Source organism: Frigoribacterium sp. R86507, from assembly GCF_044597695.1.
Classification (GTDB): domain Bacteria; phylum Actinomycetota; class Actinomycetes; order Actinomycetales; family Microbacteriaceae; genus Frigoribacterium.
Genome location: NZ_CP139002.1, coordinates 2,123,219 through 2,140,894 on the forward strand (window position 1 = coordinate 2,123,219; position 17,676 = coordinate 2,140,894).

Annotated in this window: 13 protein-coding genes and 1 other RNA gene; 4 read left to right on the plus strand and 10 right to left on the minus strand. The window is 70.0% G+C overall.

The features are described 5' to 3' along the window. Positions 1 to 65: 65 nt before the first annotated feature. Positions 66 to 509, minus strand: a complete 444-nt coding sequence (locus SJY14_RS10060) for an RDD family protein (RefSeq protein ID WP_396598801.1) — start codon at positions 507 to 509, stop codon at positions 66 to 68. Positions 510 to 647: 138 nt separating this feature from the next. On the opposite strand from SJY14_RS10060, the gene glnA reads away from it, so the two are divergent. After that, positions 648 to 2,072 (plus strand): type I glutamate--ammonia ligase, encoded by a 1,425-nt coding sequence (gene glnA, locus SJY14_RS10065; protein ID WP_123517913.1) that lies wholly within the window; start codon positions 648 to 650, stop codon positions 2,070 to 2,072. A 190-nt stretch (positions 2,073 to 2,262) separates the two neighbouring features. Here glnA and SJY14_RS10070 read toward each other — a convergent pair whose 3' ends face one another. The 5 genes from SJY14_RS10070 to SJY14_RS10090 all read right to left on the minus strand — a co-directional run bounded on the left by SJY14_RS10070 (position 2,263) and on the right by SJY14_RS10090 (position 11,729). Beyond that, a complete protein-coding gene (locus SJY14_RS10070; protein WP_396598802.1) occupies positions 2,263 to 3,693 on the minus strand; it encodes a UDP-glucose dehydrogenase family protein in 1,431 nt (476 codons plus the stop codon). A 55-nt stretch (positions 3,694 to 3,748) separates the two neighbouring features. Continuing rightward, a complete protein-coding gene (locus tag SJY14_RS10075; RefSeq protein ID WP_396598803.1) occupies positions 3,749 to 5,338 on the minus strand; it encodes a glycoside hydrolase family 26 protein in 1,590 nt (529 codons plus the stop codon). Continuing rightward, positions 5,331 to 6,917 (minus strand): glycosyltransferase family 2 protein, encoded by a 1,587-nt coding sequence (locus tag SJY14_RS10080; protein WP_396598804.1) that lies wholly within the window; start codon positions 6,915 to 6,917, stop codon positions 5,331 to 5,333. The genes SJY14_RS10075 and SJY14_RS10080 overlap by 8 nt, the downstream gene beginning before the upstream one ends. 507 nt (positions 6,918 to 7,424) lie before the next feature. Next, positions 7,425 to 10,370: a bifunctional [glutamine synthetase] adenylyltransferase/[glutamine synthetase]-adenylyl-L-tyrosine phosphorylase gene (locus SJY14_RS10085; protein WP_396598805.1), complete on the minus strand. Its 2,946-nt coding sequence runs from the start codon at positions 10,368 to 10,370 to the stop codon at positions 7,425 to 7,427. A gap of 21 nt (positions 10,371 to 10,391) precedes the next feature. Next, positions 10,392 to 11,729: a glutamine synthetase family protein gene (locus SJY14_RS10090; protein WP_043592660.1), complete on the minus strand. Its 1,338-nt coding sequence runs from the start codon at positions 11,727 to 11,729 to the stop codon at positions 10,392 to 10,394. Between the two features lie 37 nt (positions 11,730 to 11,766). On the opposite strand from SJY14_RS10090, the gene SJY14_RS10095 reads away from it, so the two are divergent. Beyond that, a complete protein-coding gene (locus SJY14_RS10095; protein ID WP_396598806.1) occupies positions 11,767 to 13,548 on the plus strand; it encodes an NAD+ synthase in 1,782 nt (593 codons plus the stop codon). A 47-nt stretch (positions 13,549 to 13,595) separates the two neighbouring features. Here the strand turns inward: SJY14_RS10095 and SJY14_RS10100 are convergent, their stop codons facing one another. Then, positions 13,596 to 13,766: an SPOR domain-containing protein gene (locus tag SJY14_RS10100; protein WP_123570143.1), complete on the minus strand. Its 171-nt coding sequence runs from the start codon at positions 13,764 to 13,766 to the stop codon at positions 13,596 to 13,598. A 66-nt stretch (positions 13,767 to 13,832) separates the two neighbouring features. Here SJY14_RS10100 and map point away from each other — a divergent pair, with 66 nt between their 5' ends. Then, positions 13,833 to 14,696, plus strand: coding sequence for a type I methionyl aminopeptidase (gene map, locus SJY14_RS10105; RefSeq protein ID WP_396598807.1), 864 nt, complete (start codon positions 13,833 to 13,835; stop codon positions 14,694 to 14,696). Between the two features lie 13 nt (positions 14,697 to 14,709). Beyond that, a complete protein-coding gene (gene ppgK / locus SJY14_RS10110) occupies positions 14,710 to 15,471 on the plus strand; it encodes a polyphosphate--glucose phosphotransferase (RefSeq protein ID WP_054146000.1) in 762 nt (253 codons plus the stop codon). 75 nt (positions 15,472 to 15,546) lie between these two features. On the opposite strand, the gene rnpB is transcribed toward ppgK, so the two are convergent. The 3 genes from rnpB to SJY14_RS10125 form a co-directional block, all read right to left on the minus strand. Further along, positions 15,547 to 15,927: RNase P RNA component class A (gene rnpB / locus SJY14_RS10115), an RNA gene on the minus strand. Positions 15,928 to 15,998: 71 nt separating this feature from the next. Further along, on the minus strand, positions 15,999 to 16,742 hold the full coding sequence (locus SJY14_RS10120; RefSeq protein WP_177174732.1) for a zinc ribbon domain-containing protein: 744 nt from the start codon (positions 16,740 to 16,742) through the stop codon (positions 15,999 to 16,001). 112 nt (positions 16,743 to 16,854) lie between these two features. Then, entirely contained in the window at positions 16,855 to 17,670 is an 816-nt protein-coding gene (locus tag SJY14_RS10125) for a Nif3-like dinuclear metal center hexameric protein (protein WP_071253507.1), read from the minus strand. Positions 17,671 to 17,676 lie beyond the last annotated feature (6 nt).

Consider the following 17,676-nt stretch of genomic DNA (forward strand, 5'->3'; position numbering starts at 1 on the left):
GTGACGACGGCGCCCCTCCGACCAGGAGGGGCGCCGTCGTGCGTCGGTCGGGTCGGCGGGGCGCCTCAGACGCGGACGAGGAGCGTGCCGGCGACACGGTCGTGCAGGCCCCGCTGGTCGAGGTCCCAGACCACGGCCGGGATGACGAGCACGAGCAGCATCGAGCGCAGGAGGGGCCGTCCGACGCCGATGCGGCCTCCGGCCATCGGCACGAGACGCATGCCGGTGGCGAGGTGCCCCAGCGAGCCGCCGAACAGCACGAGGAAGAGCATCTGCATCAGCAGGAACACCCCGGTGATGGCGAGGCCCTCGCCACCGAAGAAGAGCGCGGCCACCGCGTAGGCGATCGCCCAGTCGACGGCGAGCCCGGCGACGCGCCGCCCGAGTCGGGCCACGGAGCGCGGCCCCTTCTCGGGCAGCCCGAGCCGCTCGCCGGGCCAGCGCTGTGCCCCGTCGTCGGGGCCACCCACGGAGGCGGGGCGGGAAGGAGGCGCGGTGCGATCGGGCATGCCCCGAGCCTACCGAGGGGCCGAGCCGTAACATGCCGGAAACATGAGGGACACCGCAGCGAAACGGCTCCTCCGTAGCCTCGTCGGAGGCTGCGTCCCGCATCCGATCCGTTCCAAGCCCATTGGAGAGACATCTAGATGTTCACTGATTCTTCCGAGGTGCTGAAGTTCATCAAGGACACCGACGTCAAGTTCCTTGACATCCGCTTCACCGATCTTCCCGGTGTCCAGCAGCACTTCAACATCCCCGCCTCCACGGTCGACGAGGAGTTCTTCTCCGTCGGACAGCTCTTCGACGGGTCCTCCATCCGGGGCTTCGCCTCCATCCACGAGTCGGACATGCAGCTCATCCCCGACGTCACGACCGGGTACGTCGACCCGTTCCGCGTCGAGCGCACGCTCGTCCTCGTCTTCGACATCTTCAACCCGCGCAACGGCGAGCTCTACAGCCGTGACCCGCGTCAGGTCGCCAAGAAGGCCGAGAAGTACCTCGCCTCGACCGGCATCGCCGACACCGCGTTCTTCGCCCCCGAGGCCGAGTTCTACATCTTCGACGACGTCCGCTACGAGGTGAAGCAGAACGCCAGCTTCTACAGCGTCGACTCCGAAGAGGGCGCCTGGAACACCGGCCGCGTCGAAGAGGGCGGCAACCTCGCCAACAAGACGGCCTACAAGGGTGGCTACTTCCCGGTCAGCCCGGTCGACAAGACGGCCGACCTGCGGGACGACATCAGCCTCAAGCTGATCGACTCGGGCCTCGAGCTCGAGCGCGCGCACCACGAGGTGGGCACCGGCGGCCAGCAGGAGATCAACTACAAGTTCGACACGATGGTCCACGCCGCGGACGACATCCTCAAGTTCAAGTACATCGTCAAGAACACGGCCGAGCAGTGGGGCAAGGTCGCGACCTTCATGCCCAAGCCGCTCTTCGGCGACAACGGCTCGGGCATGCACACCCACCAGTCGCTCTGGAACGACGGCAAGCCGCTGTTCTACGACGAGAACGGCTACGGCGGGCTCTCCGACCTGGCCCGCTGGTACATCGGTGGCCTGCTCAAGCACGCCCCCGCGGTGCTCGCCTTCACGAACCCGTCGATCAACTCGTACCACCGCCTGATCCCGGGCTTCGAGGCCCCCGTCAACCTCGTGTACTCGGCCGGCAACCGTTCGGCGGCCATCCGCATCCCGATCACGGGCACGAACCCGAAGGCCAAGCGGATCGAGTTCCGCGTCCCCGACGCCGCCTCGAACCCGTACCTGGCGTTCGCCGCGCAGCTGATGGCCGGCCTCGACGGCATCCAGAACCGGATCGAGCCGCACGAGCCCGTCGACAAGGACCTCTACGAACTGCCCCCGGAAGAAGCGAAGAACATCCCGCAGGTGCCGGCGTCGCTCGAGGGTGCGCTCGATGCGCTCGAGGCCGACCACGAGTTCCTGACCAAGGGCAACGTCTTCACCGAGGACCTCATCGAGACCTGGATCGCGTACAAGCGCGAGAAGGAGATCCTGCCCATGGCGCAGCGTCCTCACCCCTTCGAGTTCGAGCTGTACTTCGGCGTCTGATCCGATCGCACCACGAGAGGCCCGCATCCCCCAGGGGGGTGCGGGCCTCTCGCGTCGCCGGCGCAGGGGGCCTCGATGAGGCGACCCGCGCCTCCTCGGAGCCGTCGACGACCAGGAGGCGCGGGTGGCAGACGCAGGACGGGCCGCCTCCCGGGGGAAGCGGCCCGTCAGCCCGTGCCCGACGATCCGGTCAGGCGGGTACGGCGGTCGGCGTCAGCACGCGGCGCTGGGCCGGGGTGCGACGGCCGCCCAACGGACGGACCTCCCACCCGGCGGCCGACCAGACCTCGGCGTCGAGCACGTTGCGTGCGTCGATCACCACGGGGTTGGCGGCGAGCTCGGCGAGCCCGGCCGCATCCGCCCCGACGAACTCGGGCCATTCGGTGAGCAGCAGCACGGCGTCGGCGTCCGTCACGGCCTCGGCGGCCGAGTCGGCGAACGACAGGGTCGGGAAGCTGCGCTGGGCCGTCTGCGTGGCCTCGGGGTCGACCACGAGCACCTGGGCGCCGCGCAGGTGCAGCGCCGCCGCGACGTTCAGGGCAGGCGAGTCGCGGACGTCGTCGGTGTGCGGCTTGAACGCCGCCCCGAGCACCGCGATGCGCCGGTTGAGCACCGAGCCGCCACAGGCGTCGATCGCCTGGTCGATGACCCGCTGGCGCTGGGCCATGTTGATCTCGTCGACCTGTTGCATGAGCCCGACGACGCGGTGCGCGGACAGCTCGTTGGCCCGGAACATCAGGGCGCGGATGTCCTTCGGCAGGCAGCCGCCGCCGAAACCGAGGCCGGCGTTGAGGAACTTGCGTCCGATGCGGTCGTCGAAACCGAGGGCGTCGGCGAGGGTCGACACGTTGGCACCGGCCGCCTCGCACAACTCGCTGATCGCGTTGATGAACGAGATCTTCGTCGCCAGGAACGCATTGGCGCTGACCTTGACCAGCTCGGCGGTCGGCAGGTCGCAGGAGATGACCGGCGTGCCCGTGGCGATGGGCATCGCGTAGACCTCGCGCATCAGGGCCTCGGTGCGGACGTCGGTCCCGCCGAAGACGATGCGATCGGGGCGCAGGGTGTCCTCGACGGCGTGACCCTCGCGGAGGAACTCGGGGTTCCAGACGAGGTCGGCCGAGACGCCGGCGGGCACGACGCCGGCCACGATCTCGCGCAGGTGCGCCGCCGTTCCGACCGGCACGGTCGACTTGCCCACGATGAGGCCGTCGTGGCTCAGGGCGGCGGCGACGTTGCGGGTCGCCTCCTCGACGTACGAGAGGTTCGCGGCGTGGCTCCCCCGGCGCTGCGGCGTGCCGACGCAGACGAAGTGCACGTCCGACAGGGCGACGGCCTCGGCGAGGTCGGTCGTGAAGGTGAGCCGGCCCGAGCCGACGTGCTTCAGGATGAGCTCGGGCAGGCCTGGCTCGAAGAACGGGACGCGCCCCTCGGCCAGAGCGGCGACCTTGGCGGGGTCGGTGTCGACCCCGATCACGTCGAAGCCCATCTCGGCCATGGCCGCGGCGTGCGTGGCACCGAGGTAACCGGTGCCGATGACGCTGATGCGGGGCTTCACGGAGGGGGTGTCGGCTGCCGTCTCGACGACGGCGGACTCGGGGGTGGTGGCGTCTTTCTTCATGATGCGCTCCTGGGGATGAGGGAGAGGCGGGAGACGAGGAAGGGAGTGGGTGTCGTCACGGCGACGGCTGGAGGTCGTAACCGACGTCGCGTCGGGTGATCCCCGCCGTGAAGGCGGCGAGGCTGTCGGACCGCGACGTGAGGCGCCAGTCGTTGGTCGACCGCACTCCGTCGACGACCGTGGTGGCCACGAGGTCGAAGTACGAGAAGCCGATGATGTCGGCGTTCGCCGGATCGGCCAGCGCGGTGAAGAGCGAGTTGAACCACTGCGCCTTCTCGCTCGTGGCCGTGGGATCCGACGAGCCACCCGTCTCGCTCGCACCGATCTCGGCGAGCAGGATGTTCTTGCCCGGTGCGATGGCCCGCAGCTGCTTCAGCGTGGCTCCGAAGGTGCTGTCGAACGTCGGCTGCGACTTGTCGTCGTACGGCGGCCGGTAGTAGCCCGACATGCCCACGATGTCGACGTAGTCGGCGCCCGGGTAGAGGCTCGCGAGGAAGGCCTGCGTCGTGTGGTCGCTGCCGCCGGTCTTGCCCGTGGCCAGACGATCGATGCGCGTGGGCGCCCAGATCCAGGCGACCAGGTCGTTCGCCCCCTGCCGCTCGAACAGGTCGTGGACGTGCTGCCAGGCCTTCACGTAGTCCCCGGGCCCGTTGCCGTTGACGGCGCCCTTGTTGTTGCCGTAGTCGGTGCTCCAGGGGTACCAGGTGCCGTTCATCTCGTGGTCGAACCGCAGTGCCAGCGGCATGCCGTTCGCGACGATGTCGTCGGCGTAGGTCGTCAGGTACGAGTCGAAACTGCCGTCGATGATCTTCGTCAGGCTGTAGTCGGGCTGTTCGGGTTCGTTGTTGCCGGCTTTGATCGGCTGAGACTCCCACGTCAGCACGGGCAGCTTGCCCCGCGACCAGGACGACCGGACGGCGTCGGCGCGGAACTCCTGGTCGAAGCCCTGGAAGTAGCCGACCATGTTGGCCTCGGAACCGACCGCCGCCTCCTGCGCGTCGTAGGTCGCCCAGTTGAACGGCGCCTGATCCGTGAAGAGCCCGAAGTAGCGCGACTCGGGATCGACGATCGAGGCGAGGGAGGGCGTCTCGATCGTGACGGGGCCCGTGGTGCCCCCACCGGTCGAACCGTTCGAGCCGGCGCCTCCCGACCCGGAGCCACCGGACGCACCGTTCCCCCCGCCTCGTCCACCGGCCGCGGTGCCTGCCGCGCCCGAGCCCGACCCCTGGCCCGCGTCCGCGGCGGACTGCGCCTGGGCCAGGGCCGACTCGGCGGAGGCGAGCTTCGCCTGCGCCGCGGTCAGCTGCCCTTCGGACGTCCAGGCCTGCTGCTGCACGTCGACCAGGGCCGCCTTGCTCTCGGCGAGCTGCTTCTTGGCGGAGACCAGCTGGTCGAGCAGCGCGGATCGATCGGCCTTGAGCGACGAGACGTTGATCGACGGGTCGACGCCCGTGACCTCGGTCACGGCGCTGCGGACGATGTTGTCCGACGGTGAGACCCAGATGAGCCACGAGATCATGGCGAGCAGCACCACCACGGCGGTGGCGCCGAGCGCGGTGCGCCGGGCGTTGCCGTGAGAGGTCGCCCACCAGGCTCCCGACTGCATGTGGACGGGCGTGACGAAGTCCTGCGTCGAGTCAGACAATGAAGAAGACCTCCAGGGCGATGATGGCGGCGCCGATCAGGTACGGGAATCCGGCTTTGGGGTTGAGGCGGCGACGAGGAGGCGCGGTGGCGGTGGTCACGGCGGCCACCGGTGCCGGAGCGGTCGCCCCCTCGGCCTCGGCGGCCAGGGCCGCCTTGCGGCTCTTGACGAGGACCGCTCCTTGTTCGTCGGTCTCGTCGGTCGCCGAGCCGAAGTCGAAGAGCGTGTCGACCCCGGGGTCGACGCCGTCGCGGAACTGCCGTTCGAGGGCGTCGATGGGGGCCTCCTCGGCCACCTCGTCGAGCGCGCCCTGCATCTCGTCGTTCGCCGCGCCTCCTGCGTACGCCCCGGCCCGGGTGCCCCAGCCGCTGGCGTGGCCCATGCGGAAGAACCCGATGACCCGGATGGGCATGAGGAAGAACGTCGACACGATGATGAACACGGGGAGGCGGAAGAAGTCCGAGGGCTTCTCGGCCAGGTGGCGCATCTGACGGATCGACATGCTGAGGACCGACGAGACCACCATGAGGACGACGATGCTGATGAGGCCCGTCTGCACGCCGTACTCCTCGAGGATGCCGCGGTACAGGTTCACGCCCTGACCGGTGATCCCTCGGTAGATCCAGCCCCCGATGACGCCCATCAGCATGAAGGGCAGCACGATGTCCATCGCGAAGAAGAACGCGAGCAGCGGGGCGTGCCCGACCATCCAGGGCATCATGCGGAGGGTGTTGTACTGGCTGCCGCGCGCCCATCGCAGCTGCTGCTTGTAGAGCTTCTTCAGCTGCAACGGGGCGTCCGTGTAGACCAGGCTGGTGTGCTGGTAGACGGTGCGGTAGCCCTCTTTGAGCGTGAGGTTCGTCAGGGTGCGGTCGTCGCTGACCTCGAGGAACACGCCCATGAACTTCTCCGTCATGAACTTGTCCATGACCCGCACGAGGATCTCGCGGCGGAAGGCGATCGTTCTGCCCGGCAGGCAGCCGATCTGCCCCAACACGCTCTGCGCCGGCATCGAGTAGAGGGCGCGTGAGTTCTCGAGCCAGTCGGCCCAGCGGGTGATCCAGCTGCGCTCGGGCTCGAGGATGCGCTGGCGGGTGGTGACTCCCCCGACGTTCTCCTGGGCGAACGGGCGGAGCAGTTCGGAGAGGGTGCCCGGCGTCCAGACCGTGTCGGAGTCGACGAGGACGGTGATGTCGCCGCGGCTCAGCTCGGTGCCGATCATGACGGCGTTGCGCTTTCCGGGGATCGGCGTGTGCACCCAGCGCACGAGCGGCCCGAACTCCTCACAGACGGCCGCGAGCTCGGGGTTGGGCTTTCCGTTGATGACGACGATGATCTCGCCGGGGCCCTGTTCGACCATGCGGCCGATGACGTCCCGGAAGAGGTCGAGCGGTTCGTCTACGACGGGGACGACGACGCTGGTGGTCCCGCGGAACTCCCCCGTGAAGGGTCGGTAGCGGCGGGAGAGCAGGACCTTGATGATCCAGAGCACCCAGATGAGGGCGCTGTAGGCGGCGAAGAGGTAGATCTCGGGGTATCCGCCCGCCATGGATCGGATCTGCAGGATGAAGGTCAACACGATGGCCACCTGAGGTGTGAGAAGGGATCGACTTCCGCAACGCTGGGGAATTGGTCTATCGGGTTAGGGGAATTCTCAGTCACTCACGGGCCACTCACAAGCACCCCCCGACCGCGGGTGGCCGGATCGCCGGGTCGGGGTACGTCGAGTCCGGCAAGGTGCTGTCGACAGAAGTGCTGACACGAACGCGACGCGGCGACTGCCGAACCATTCGGTTCGGCACGGATGACAGTCGTTCACGAGGCTGTGATCGTCGATCGAGAGAAAGTCCTGATCAGAGGCTCGGATCGGGCACATCGCATTCGCATTGCCCAATGGGCAACGATTCTCCACAGGGCTCTCGACCCTGCCCCACCCCCACACGTGGGTCATCTGCCCGAAACGTGATGGACATGTGGAGAGGGGTACAGACGCGCGAAACGGGGTACACAAAAAGAGGCCGACATCGACCCACGAGGATCGCGAGGTCACGCTGCGCCCCGGGCGTGTCGCACGGCCCGGGGGTGGTCAGCCGAGTGGTTCGGGTGCCTCGTCGACGCCGTAGAACTCACGCTCGAACACGGCGCGCGACCGGCGGGTGGCGGCGAGGTAGTCCTCTTCGAGGGTGGTGGCGGAGCCCGGCGGGTACTCCATCAGGCGAGCGACACCCTCGAGTTGACGACGATCCCGCGGCAGCACGTCCTGCGTCCGGGAGGTCCAGAGGGTGACCGCCGAACGCGCCCTCGACGCCATGATCCAGGCGTCGTGCAGCCGCCGGGCGTCGTCGTCGGCGACCAGGCCCGCGTCCACGGCCGCGGCGAGGGCGTCGAGCGTCGACGGCGTCCGGAGGCCGGGCACGTCGACCCCGTGCTGGAGTTGGAGCAGTTGGACGAACCACTCGACGTCGCTGAGCGACCCGCGTCCGAGTTTCAGATGGCGCGAGGGCTCGGCCCCCTTCGGCAGGCGCTCGGACTCGACCCGGGCCTTGATGCGCTTGACCTCGCGGACCTGCTGCTCGGTCAGCTCGGCGGGGTACCGGACCGAGTCGGCGACGACCATGAAGTCGTCGAGGAGGGCCTGGTCGCCGGCCACGGGTCGCGCGCGCAGCAACGACTGGGCCTCCCAGGTGAGCGACCAGCGCGCGTAGTAGGCACGGTACGAGGACAACGAGCGCACCACCGGCCCGTTCTTCCCCTCGGGACGCAGGCCGGTGTCGAGGTCGAACGGCACGAGGGCGTCCGAGGTGAGGCGGCTCATCTCGGCGGCCACGGTGAGGGCGCGACGGTGCGCCGTCTCGTCGCTCTCGGGAGCCCGGTAGACGTAGAGCACGTCGGCGTCCGAGCCGAATCCGAGCTCTTCTCCCCCGTACCGCCCCATGGCGATCACGGCGAACTCGAGGTCGCCGGCGTTCCGGCGGGCCAGGGCCAACGCCCCGGTCACCGACGCCGTCGTCACCGCGGTGAGGCCCCGGGCGAGGGTGTCGATGTCGAGGATGCCCAGGATGCCGCCGACGGCGAGTCGCAGGATCTCGCGGCGCCGCGCCTGGCGTAGGACGGTGGCCGCCGCATCGGGCGAGCGATGTCGCGCGAGGGTGGCGGCCGTCTCGTCGAGGAGGCTCGAGAGGGGGCGGGCCCGGAGCTCGGCGTCGTTCTCGAGCCAGGCCGCGGCCTCGGGGATGCGCTCGAGGAGGTCGGCCGCGAAGGTCGACGACGACAGGACGGTCGTCAGGCGGTGGGCGGCCCCCGACGAGTCGCGCAGCATGCGGAGGAACCAGTACGACTCGCCCAGGCCGTCGCTCAGGCGCCGGAAGGCGAGCAGGCCAAGGTCGGGGTCGGTGCCGTCGGCGAACCACTGCAGCATCGCGGGCAGCAGGTGACGTTGGATGCTCGCCCGGCGCGAGACACCGGCCGTCAGGGCCGCGATGTGACCCAGCGCGCCCTTCGGATCGGCGAAGCCGATGGCCGCGAGCCGTGCCGTCGCCTGGTCCGAACTGAGGGCGAGGTCCTCTTCGGGACGGGCCGCGACGGCCGAGAGGAGCGGGCGGTAGAACAGGCGCACGTGCAACGTGCGGACCCGACGCTTGACCCCCTGCCACAGGTCGACGAGCTGGGCCGCACCCGGCGCGAGGCCGGTGCCGCGGGCGAGGACCCGGAGTGCGTTCTCGTCGGTCGGCATGAGGTGCGTGCGCCGCAGTCGCGTCAGCTGGATGCGGTGCTCGAGCAACCGCAGCACGCGGTAGTCGCGGTCGAACTCGGCGGCCTCGGCACGTCCGACGTACCCCCGCGCGGCCAGGGCGCCGAGCGCGTCGAGCGTGGAGCGCTGGTGCACCCGTTCGTCGGCCTGCCCGTGCACCAGCTGCAGCAGCTGGATGGTGAACTCGATGTCGCGCAGCCCGCCGGGACCCAGCTTGAGCTGCCGGTCGACCTCGCCGGCGGGGATCAGGGCCGTGACCCGTTCGCGCATGGCCTGGACCGACTCGACGAAGTTCTCGCGCGAGGCGGCCGACCAGACGAACGGGGCGACGGCGGCGACGTAGCGCTCGCCGAGGTCGACGTCGCCCGCCAGGGGCCGCGCCTTCAGCAGGGCCTGGAACTCCCACCCCTTCGCCCAGCGCTCGTAGTAGGCGACGTGCGACTCGAGCGTCCGGACCAGGGCGCCGTCCTTGCCCTCGGGGCGGAGGTTCGCGTCGACCTCCCAGAGGTCGGGTTCGACGGCGAGGTCGGAGATCGCCCGGGCGGCGTGCATGGCGAGACGGCTGCCGATCTCGACGGCTCGCCCGTTCTCGAGCCCGTCGACCCCTTCGGCGACGTAGACCACGTCGACGTCGCTGAGGTAGTTCAGTTCGCGGGCACCGGCCTTGCCCATGCCGATGACGGCCAGACGGGTGCGGTCGACGTCCGCGGCCGGGAACGGGACCTCGCGTCGGGCCACGTCGACGGCGGCGTCCAAGGCGGCGCCCGCGAGGTCGGCGAGGGCGACGGCCACCCGGGGCAGGACCTCGACGGGGTCGTCGGCCTCGAGGTCGTACGACGCCAGCTGCAGCAGGTGGCGTCGGTACCGGACCCGCAACGCGACGCGGGCCTCGTCGCCGGTCAGCCCGATCGCCGCCCGGCGGACGTCGTCTCGGTACGTCGCCGCCGACGGCGGTTCGTCCAGGGGCTCGAGCAGCACGGTCGCCTCGGCGGGGCGACGCGCGACGAAGTCGGCGAGCCCCTCGGACGCGCCGAGGACCCTCAGGAGGCGCGGGCCGGCCTCGCCGTCGAGCAACTCGACCACGCCGGCACGATCACGCTCGACCGACCGCTCGAGGTGCACGAGGGCCGCGTCCGGGTCGGCCACCGTGGCGAACCACGGGAGGAGGTCGCGCACCTGGGGCACCTCGGCGACGAGGCGGTCGAGCCGGTCGCGCCCCGCCCCGAGGTCGGAGAACCCGAGCCGCGCCAGCTCGGAGAGACCGGTCGCGGATCGGGGCATGAGGGCGGGGCGGCCGGTCGGCTAGAGGATCTCGAGGTTCGAGCGCAGCTCGAACGGCGTGACCTGTGCCCGGTACTCTTTCCACTCTTGTCGCTTGTTGAGCAGCACGTAGTTAAACACCTGCTCGCCCAGGGTCTCGGCGACGAGTTCGCTGTTCTCCATGATCGACAGGGCGTGGTCGAGGCTGGCGGGCAGTTGACGGTAACCCAGGGCGCGACGCTCGGCGTCGCTCAGGCCCCAGACGTTGTCCTCTGCCTCGGCCGGCAGTTCGTAGCCCTCTTCGATGCCCTTGAGGCCCGCCGCCAACATCAGCGAGAAGGCCAGGTACGGGTTCGCGGCGGAGTCGATGGCGCGGTACTCGACGCGGCTCGAGTTGCCCTTGTTGGGCTTGTAGAGCGGGACGCGCACGAGCGCCGAGCGGTTGTTGTGACCCCAGGTCACGAAGCTCGGTGCCTCGTCGCCGCCCCAGAGGCGCTTGTAGCTGTTGACGAACTGGTTCGTCACGGCCGTGATCTCGGGGGCGTGCTTGAGCAGGCCGGCGATGAACTGACGGCCGATGGTCGAGAGCTGGTACTCGGCCCCCGCCTCGTAGAAGGCGTTGGAGTCGCCCTCGAAGAGCGACATGTGCGTGTGCATGCCGGAGCCGGGGTGCTGGCTGAACGGCTTGGGCATGAACGAGGCGAAGACACCCTGCTCGATGGCGACCTCTTTGATGACCGTGCGGAAGGTCATGATGTTGTCGGCCGTCGTCAACGCGTCGGCGTAGCGCAGGTCGATCTCGTTCTGACCGGGCCCCGCCTCGTGGTGGCTGAACTCGACCGAGATGCCCAGGTCTTCGAGCATGCGGACCGAGCGGCGACGGAAGTCGTGGGCGGTGCCGCCGGGGACGTTGTCGAAGTAGCCGGCCGAGTCGACCGGCTGGGGGCCGTCGGCGCCGAGCTGGGCGCTCTTCAGCAGGTAGAACTCGACCTCGGGGTGCGTGTAGAAGGTGAAGCCGCGCTCGCCGGCCCGGGCCAGGGTGCGCTTCAGCACGTTGCGCGGATCGGCCACGGCGGGCTGGCCGTCGGGAGTCGTGATGTCGCAGAACATGCGGGCGGTCGGATCGATCTCGCCCCGCCAGGGCAGGATCTGGAAGGTCGTCGGGTCGGGCTGGGCGAGAACGTCGGCCTCGTACGACCGGGTCAGGCCCTCGATGGCCGAGCCGTCGAAGCCGATGCCCTCGGCGAACGCCCCCTCGACCTCGGCCGGGGCGATGGCGACGGACTTGAGGGTGCCGATCACGTCGGTGAACCAGAGGCGGATGAACTTGATGCCGCGCTCTTCGATCGTGCGGAGGACGAAGTCCCTCTGTTTGTCCATGCCACGGCCTTTCTGCTCCGCCACTACGGTAGTGGACATGCCCCGACTCCGCTTGGCGCTCGCGCAGACCAACCCCGTCGTCGGCGACCTCGCCGGCAACTCCGCCCAGATCGTCGAGGCGGCCCGTCGGGCCCGCGCCGCCGGTGCCGACCTGCTCGCCGCGGGCGAGATGAGCGTCACGGGCTATCCGATCGAAGACCTCGCCAGCCGGCCGAGTTTCCTGCAGGCCAGTCGGCACGCCGTCGAGGTCCTGGCCGAGACCCTCGAGGCCGAGGGCCTGGGCGACCTGCCGGTCGTGGTCGGTCACGCCGACGGCCCGTTCGAGCCCCGACTGCTGGGCACGAGCAACGCCCCCACGGCCATCGCCAAGAACTGCGCGAGCGTCCTGCAGGGCGGGCGTGTCGTGACGACCACCGCCAAGTACCACCTGCCGAACTACTCGGTCTTCGACGAGTACCGCGTGTTCATCCCCGGTGACGAGCTGCTCGTCGTCCGGGTGGGCGGCGTCGACGTCGCCCTCGTGATCTGTGAGGACCTCTGGCGCGACGGCGGCCCGGTCCAGCGCGTGCTGCACGCCGACGCGGGTCTGCTCCTCGTCATCAACGCGAGCCCGTTCGTCCGCGACAAGGACGAGGTGCGCCTCCCGCTCGTCACCCGCCGGGCCGTCGAGAACGACACCCTGGTGGCCTACGTGAACATCGTCGGCGGTCAGGACGACCTGGTCTTCGACGGCGACAGCGTGGTGGTCGACGGCGACGGGACGATCCTGGCCAGGGCCCCGCAGTTCGACGAGCACCTGCTGGTCGTCGACCTCGACCCCGAACCGGCCACGGACACCGAGCTGCCCGAGGGCATCCGCCGAGTCGAACTCGAGGCGGCGACCGAGACGACCGAGGACGGTGCCGGTGGCTCCGGGGCCGACGCGGGCCGCGCCTCCTCGCCCACGATCGAACGCGACGTCGCCGAACTGCCCGACGATCGGCAGCAGCTCTGGAACGCCCTGGTGCTCGGCACCCGCGACTACGTGCGGAAGAACGGGTTCCGCAGCGTGATCCTCGGGCTCTCGGGCGGCATCGACTCGGCCGTGTGCGCGGCGATCGCCGCCGACGCCATCGGGGCCGACGCCGTGTACGGCGTCTCGATGCCGAGCCGGTGGTCGAGCGAGCACAGCCGCAGCGACGCCGACGACGTCGCCGAGCGGATCGGCGTGCGGTACTCGACCGAGCCGATCGCCGACCTCGTCGCGCCGTTCGAGGACCAGTTGCACCTCACGGGCCTCGCCGCCGAGAACGTGCAGGCCCGCGCCCGGGCGCTCGTGCTGATGGGTTTGTCGAACCTGCACGGCCACCTCGTGCTGACCACCGGCAATAAGACCGAGCTGGCCGTGGGCTACTCGACGATCTACGGCGACTCGGTCGGCGGGTTCGCACCGATCAAGGACGTCCCGAAGACGATGGTCTGGGAGCTCGCCCGGTGGCGCAACGCCTACGCGGAGTCGATCGGCGAGACCGCGCCCATCCCCGAGAACTCGATCACGAAACCGCCGTCGGCCGAGCTGCGTCCGGACCAGAAGGACGAGGACTCACTGCCGCCGTACGAGGTGCTCGACGGCATCCTCGAGGGGTACATCACGAACGCGCTCGGGGCGGCCGACGTCGTCGCGCTCGGCTACGACGCCGACACGGTGGCCGAGATCACGAAGCTGGTCGACCGGTCCGAGTGGAAGCGCCGCCAGGGGGCCATCGGCCCGAAGATCTCGGGCATGGCCTTCGGTCGCGACCGCCGCCTGCCGATCACCTACCGGCCGACGACCGTCTGACGCCCGGGCGTCCCGTCGACGATCAGCCGACGGGACGCCCGATCCGGTCAGTCGTTCGCGGCCTCTTCGGCGTCGAGGGCGGCGTTGCGGGCCTTGATCGTCTCGATCGCCCGCGCCGCCTCGTCGCGCGTGGCGTAGGGCCCGGCCCGGTCGACGGCCGGCGAGACCTTGCCCTCTTCGACCTCGTGCGTCTTCGTGTTGAACCAGAACTCGGCCATGGTGTCGTCCTCTCGGTGCGGCTGTGGAGAACGCGAGCCCGTCGCGCTCCCCCTAAGCTTGATCGTATGCCCCGGGACTCCCACGGATTCTTGACCCCGGGCCGGATCTCAGCGCAGCGTCCGGTCCCCCCGTCGATCACCCGACCCGAGTACGTCGGCAAGGCCGCCCCCGCCGAGTACACCGACGGCGACGTCTACGACGCCGCGACCGTCGAGCTCATCCGCGAGAGCGGTCGCATCGCCTCGCAGGCCATCGACGCGGTCGAGGCCGCCCTCCGCCCCGGCGTGACCACCGACGAACTCGACCGCGTCGCCCACGAGTTCGTCGTCGCGCACGACGCCTACCCCTCGACCCTGGGGTACCGCGGTTACCCCAAGTCGGTCTGCACCTCGGTGAACGAGGTCATCTGCCACGGCATCCCCGACGACACCGTCCTCGTCGACGGCGACCTGATCAACATCGACATCACCGCCTACAAGAACGGCGTGCACGGCGACCTCAACCGCACCTTCGTCGTCGGCGACGCCGCACCCGAGACCGTCGAGCTGGTCGACCGCACCCGCGAGGCACTGCGTCGCGGCATCAAAGCCGTCGCCCCGGGCCGTCAGGTCAACGTGATCGGTCGGGCCATCGAGTCCTACGCCAAGCGCTTCGGCCTCGGCGTCGTGCGCGACTACACCGGCCACGGCGTCGGGCGCGCCTTCCACTCGGGCCTGATCATCCCCCACTACGACGCCCCGCAGTACGACGACGTCATCGAGGTCGGCATGGTGTTCACCATCGAGCCCATGCTGACCCTCGGCGGCATCGACGCCGACGTCTGGGACGACGACTGGACCGTCACCACCCGCGACAAGAGCCTCACGGCCCAGTTCGAGCACACCCTGGTCGTCACCGAACGCGGTGCCGACATCCTCACGCTCTCCTGAGAAAGGACCACCCATGGCACGCACCGCAGTGGGAATCGACATCGGCGGCACAGGCATCAAGGGGGCGATCGTCGACCTCGACAGTGGCGAGCTCCTCTCGGACCGCATCAAGAAGAGCACCCCCGAGGGCGGCGAGCCGGACGCCATCGTCGCGGTCGTCCAGCAGATCGTCGACGAACTCGGCCTCGACGACGCCTCGGTGCCGGTCGGCGTCTGCTTCCCGGCCGCCATCATGGACGGCAAGACCCTCTCGGCCGCCAACGTGTCGAAGAAGTGGATCGGCTTCGAGGCCGAGAAGCTCTTCGAGACCACGCTCGGCCGGGGCATCCACTTCGTGAACGACGCCGACGCCGCCGGCTACGCCGAGACGCGTTTCGGCGCCGCGAAGGACGTCAAGGGCCTCGTCATCATGACGACGCTCGGCACGGGCATCGGCACCGCCCTGATCAACGACGGCGTGCTCATCGTCAACGCCGAGCTCGGGCACCTCGAGATCGGTGGCAAGGACTACGAGACCAAGGCCTCGTTCGCGGCGAAGGAGCGCGACGACCTCAGCTGGAAGCACTGGGCGAAGCGCCTGCAGAAGTACTATTCGCACCTCGAGGCCCTGCTCTACCCGCGCCTGATCATCGTCGGGGGCGGCGTCTCGAAGCACCACGACGAGTTCCTGCCGCTGCTCGACCTGCGGGCCGAGATCGTCCCCGCCAAGCTCCGCAACAACGCCGGCATCATGGGTGCCGCCGCCCTGGCCGCCGAATCGAATCCGGCCTTCTGAGGCGACGCACGACCGACGCGACGAGACCCCGGGTCAGGAGGCGCGCCTCCTGACCCGGGGTCTTCTCGCGTGAGGCGAATGGGCCGACTGGTACGCCGGGTTCTGTCCCGGTGCCGAAGCACCATGGACGGCCATCTCTCTCGGAACTACGTTGCCGCAGCTCTCTAGCGGTCTACCCGGGGACTCGGCGAGCAGCCTCGACGTCCCCTCTTTGACCTTGCTCCGGGCGAGGTTTACATAGCCGGCCGGTCACCCGAGCCGCTGGTGGTCTCTTACACCGCCGTTTCACCCTTACCCCGTGTCGCACCCGAGGGTGCGACCCGTGGCGGTCTGCTCTCTGTTGCACTTTCTCGCGGGTTGCCCCGGGTGGGTGTTACCCACCGCCCTGCTCTGTGGAGCCCGGACGTTCCTCGGCGGCGGGTTCGCACCCGCCGACGCGACCGTCTTGTCGACCCATTCGCGACACCGAGCCTAGCGGTGCGGCGCCCGCCCGTGGTGCCGTGGGGCCAGCGGGGCACCGGTAGGGGTCAGATGCCCGACTCGTAGGTGCGGACGAGGACGGCGTTGCTGTCGGGGCAGAGCACGACGTCGTCCTCGGCCGCGGCGCGCACGGCCGCCAGGTCGCTGCCGGTGAGGGCCACGCCACTGGCACTCGACACGCCGCCGCGCAACAGGGACGCACCCACGCCGTAGCGGTCACGCTGACGTTCGTAGAGGGCCAGCAGGTCGGCGGGCACCGTCGCCGCGATCGTCTCGCGGTTGGCGACGACCTCGGCCCGGTCGGCCTCGAGCTCGGCGAGCTTGGCGTCGCGCCCGGTCTCGGCGTCGACGCGGCGGGTGTCGAGCTGGTCGAGCTCGCCCTGCGTCACCGCGGCGACGGCGCCCAGGCTCTCGACGCGCTCCATCACCTCGAGCTCGAGGTCTTCCAGGTCGGAGCGACGCTTGGCGAGTGCGGCGAGCTCGCCCTCGAGGGCGGCGACGTCCTTCGTCGACGACGACGACGCGATGCGCTGTTCGTCCCGGGCGACGCGCGCCTCGACGACGGCGACGTCGGACTCGATGCGCTTGAGCTCGCTCTGCGCGTCTTCCCACGCACCCTGCTCGGTCGCGAGGCGGCTGCGCAGGCGCGAGCCGTCGCCCTCGAGCGACGCGAGGACGGCGATCTCGGGCAGGTTGGCGCCCTTGTGCGCGATCTGTCGCAACGCGGTGTCGAGTTGCTGCAGGTCGAGCAGCAGGGCCTGGTGCTCGTAGCTGGCTTTCATCAGGGGCATGGGGACTCTTCTCGGGGTCGGGGGGAGGCGGGGACGGGGCGACGAGGAGGCGCGGGTCGCGAGGTCTCGCGGGTCACGACGCGCCGTCGTCGCCGGGGACGGCTCGGGGTGCTCACTGCACGACGGCGAAGTCCCACGGGTCGGTGCGCAGGTCGCTGAGGGTGACCTCGACGTCGTGCAACTCGCGGCGGAGCTGTTCGGCCGCCGTGTCGAGCCAGAGCCACTCGGCCGCCCAGTGCGACACGTCGACGAGGGCGGGGCCGCGGCCGAGCCTCATGAGCTCGCGGGCGTCGGAGGCGGGGTGGTGGCGCAGGTCGCTCGTGACGTACACGTCGGCGGCGAGCACCGCCGGGTCGGCCAGCAGTGAGTCGCCGGCACCGGCGCAGAGGGCGACCGTCTCGACGACGCGGTCGGAGTCACCGGCCACGCGGATGCCCGACGCGGTCGGGGGCAAGACGTCACCGAGCTGGCGGGCGAGGGCGACGAGGGTCATCGCGTGCGGCAGACGGCCGACGATGCCGAGGCCCGTGCCCTCGGTCGTGCCCGGGGTGATCGGTCGCTGCTCGACGAGACCGAGCTGGTGGGCGAGCACGCGCGATGTGCCGGTCTCGACGACGTCGGCGTTGGTGTGGGCGGCGACGAGGCCGCACCCGGCCCGGACGAGCCGCGCGACGACGGCGCCCTTGGTGGTGTCTTCGGCGACGGTCGAGACGCCGTGGAACAACAGGGGGTGGTGGACGAGCAGCAGGTCGGCGCCCATGCCGACGGCCTCGTCGACGGTGTCGAGCACGGCGTCGACGGCCAGGTGCACGTGCGTCACGGGCTGGTCGGGATCACCGACGACCAGGCCGGGTGAGTCCCACGACGAGGCGCCCGCGAGAGGCCAGAGACGTTCGATGACGGAGTTGACCGATGCGAGGGTGGACACCTCGAC

Excerpts from the sequence above, each read along its gene's own strand:
- ppgK (WP_054146000.1), top strand. The coding sequence starts at position 14,710 with ATGGCACGCACCGCAGTGGGAATCGACATCGGCGGCACAGGCATCAAG.
- map (WP_396598807.1), top strand. The coding sequence starts at position 13,833 with ATGCCCCGGGACTCCCACGGATTCTTGACCCCGGGCCGGATCTCAGCG.
- SJY14_RS10090 (WP_043592660.1), bottom strand. The coding sequence starts at position 11,729 with ATGGACAAACAGAGGGACTTCGTCCTCCGCACGATCGAAGAGCGCGGC.
- SJY14_RS10095 (WP_396598806.1), top strand. The coding sequence starts at position 11,767 with ATGCCCCGACTCCGCTTGGCGCTCGCGCAGACCAACCCCGTCGTCGGC.
- SJY14_RS10100 (WP_123570143.1), bottom strand. The coding sequence starts at position 13,766 with ATGGCCGAGTTCTGGTTCAACACGAAGACGCACGAGGTCGAAGAGGGC.
- SJY14_RS10070 (WP_396598802.1), bottom strand. The coding sequence starts at position 3,693 with ATGAAGAAAGACGCCACCACCCCCGAGTCCGCCGTCGTCGAGACGGCA.
- SJY14_RS10120 (WP_177174732.1), bottom strand. The coding sequence starts at position 16,742 with ATGCCCCTGATGAAAGCCAGCTACGAGCACCAGGCCCTGCTGCTCGAC.
- SJY14_RS10085 (WP_396598805.1), bottom strand. The coding sequence starts at position 10,370 with ATGCCCCGATCCGCGACCGGTCTCTCCGAGCTGGCGCGGCTCGGGTTC.
- SJY14_RS10060 (WP_396598801.1), bottom strand. The coding sequence starts at position 509 with ATGCCCGATCGCACCGCGCCTCCTTCCCGCCCCGCCTCCGTGGGTGGC.
- glnA (WP_123517913.1), top strand. The coding sequence starts at position 648 with ATGTTCACTGATTCTTCCGAGGTGCTGAAGTTCATCAAGGACACCGAC.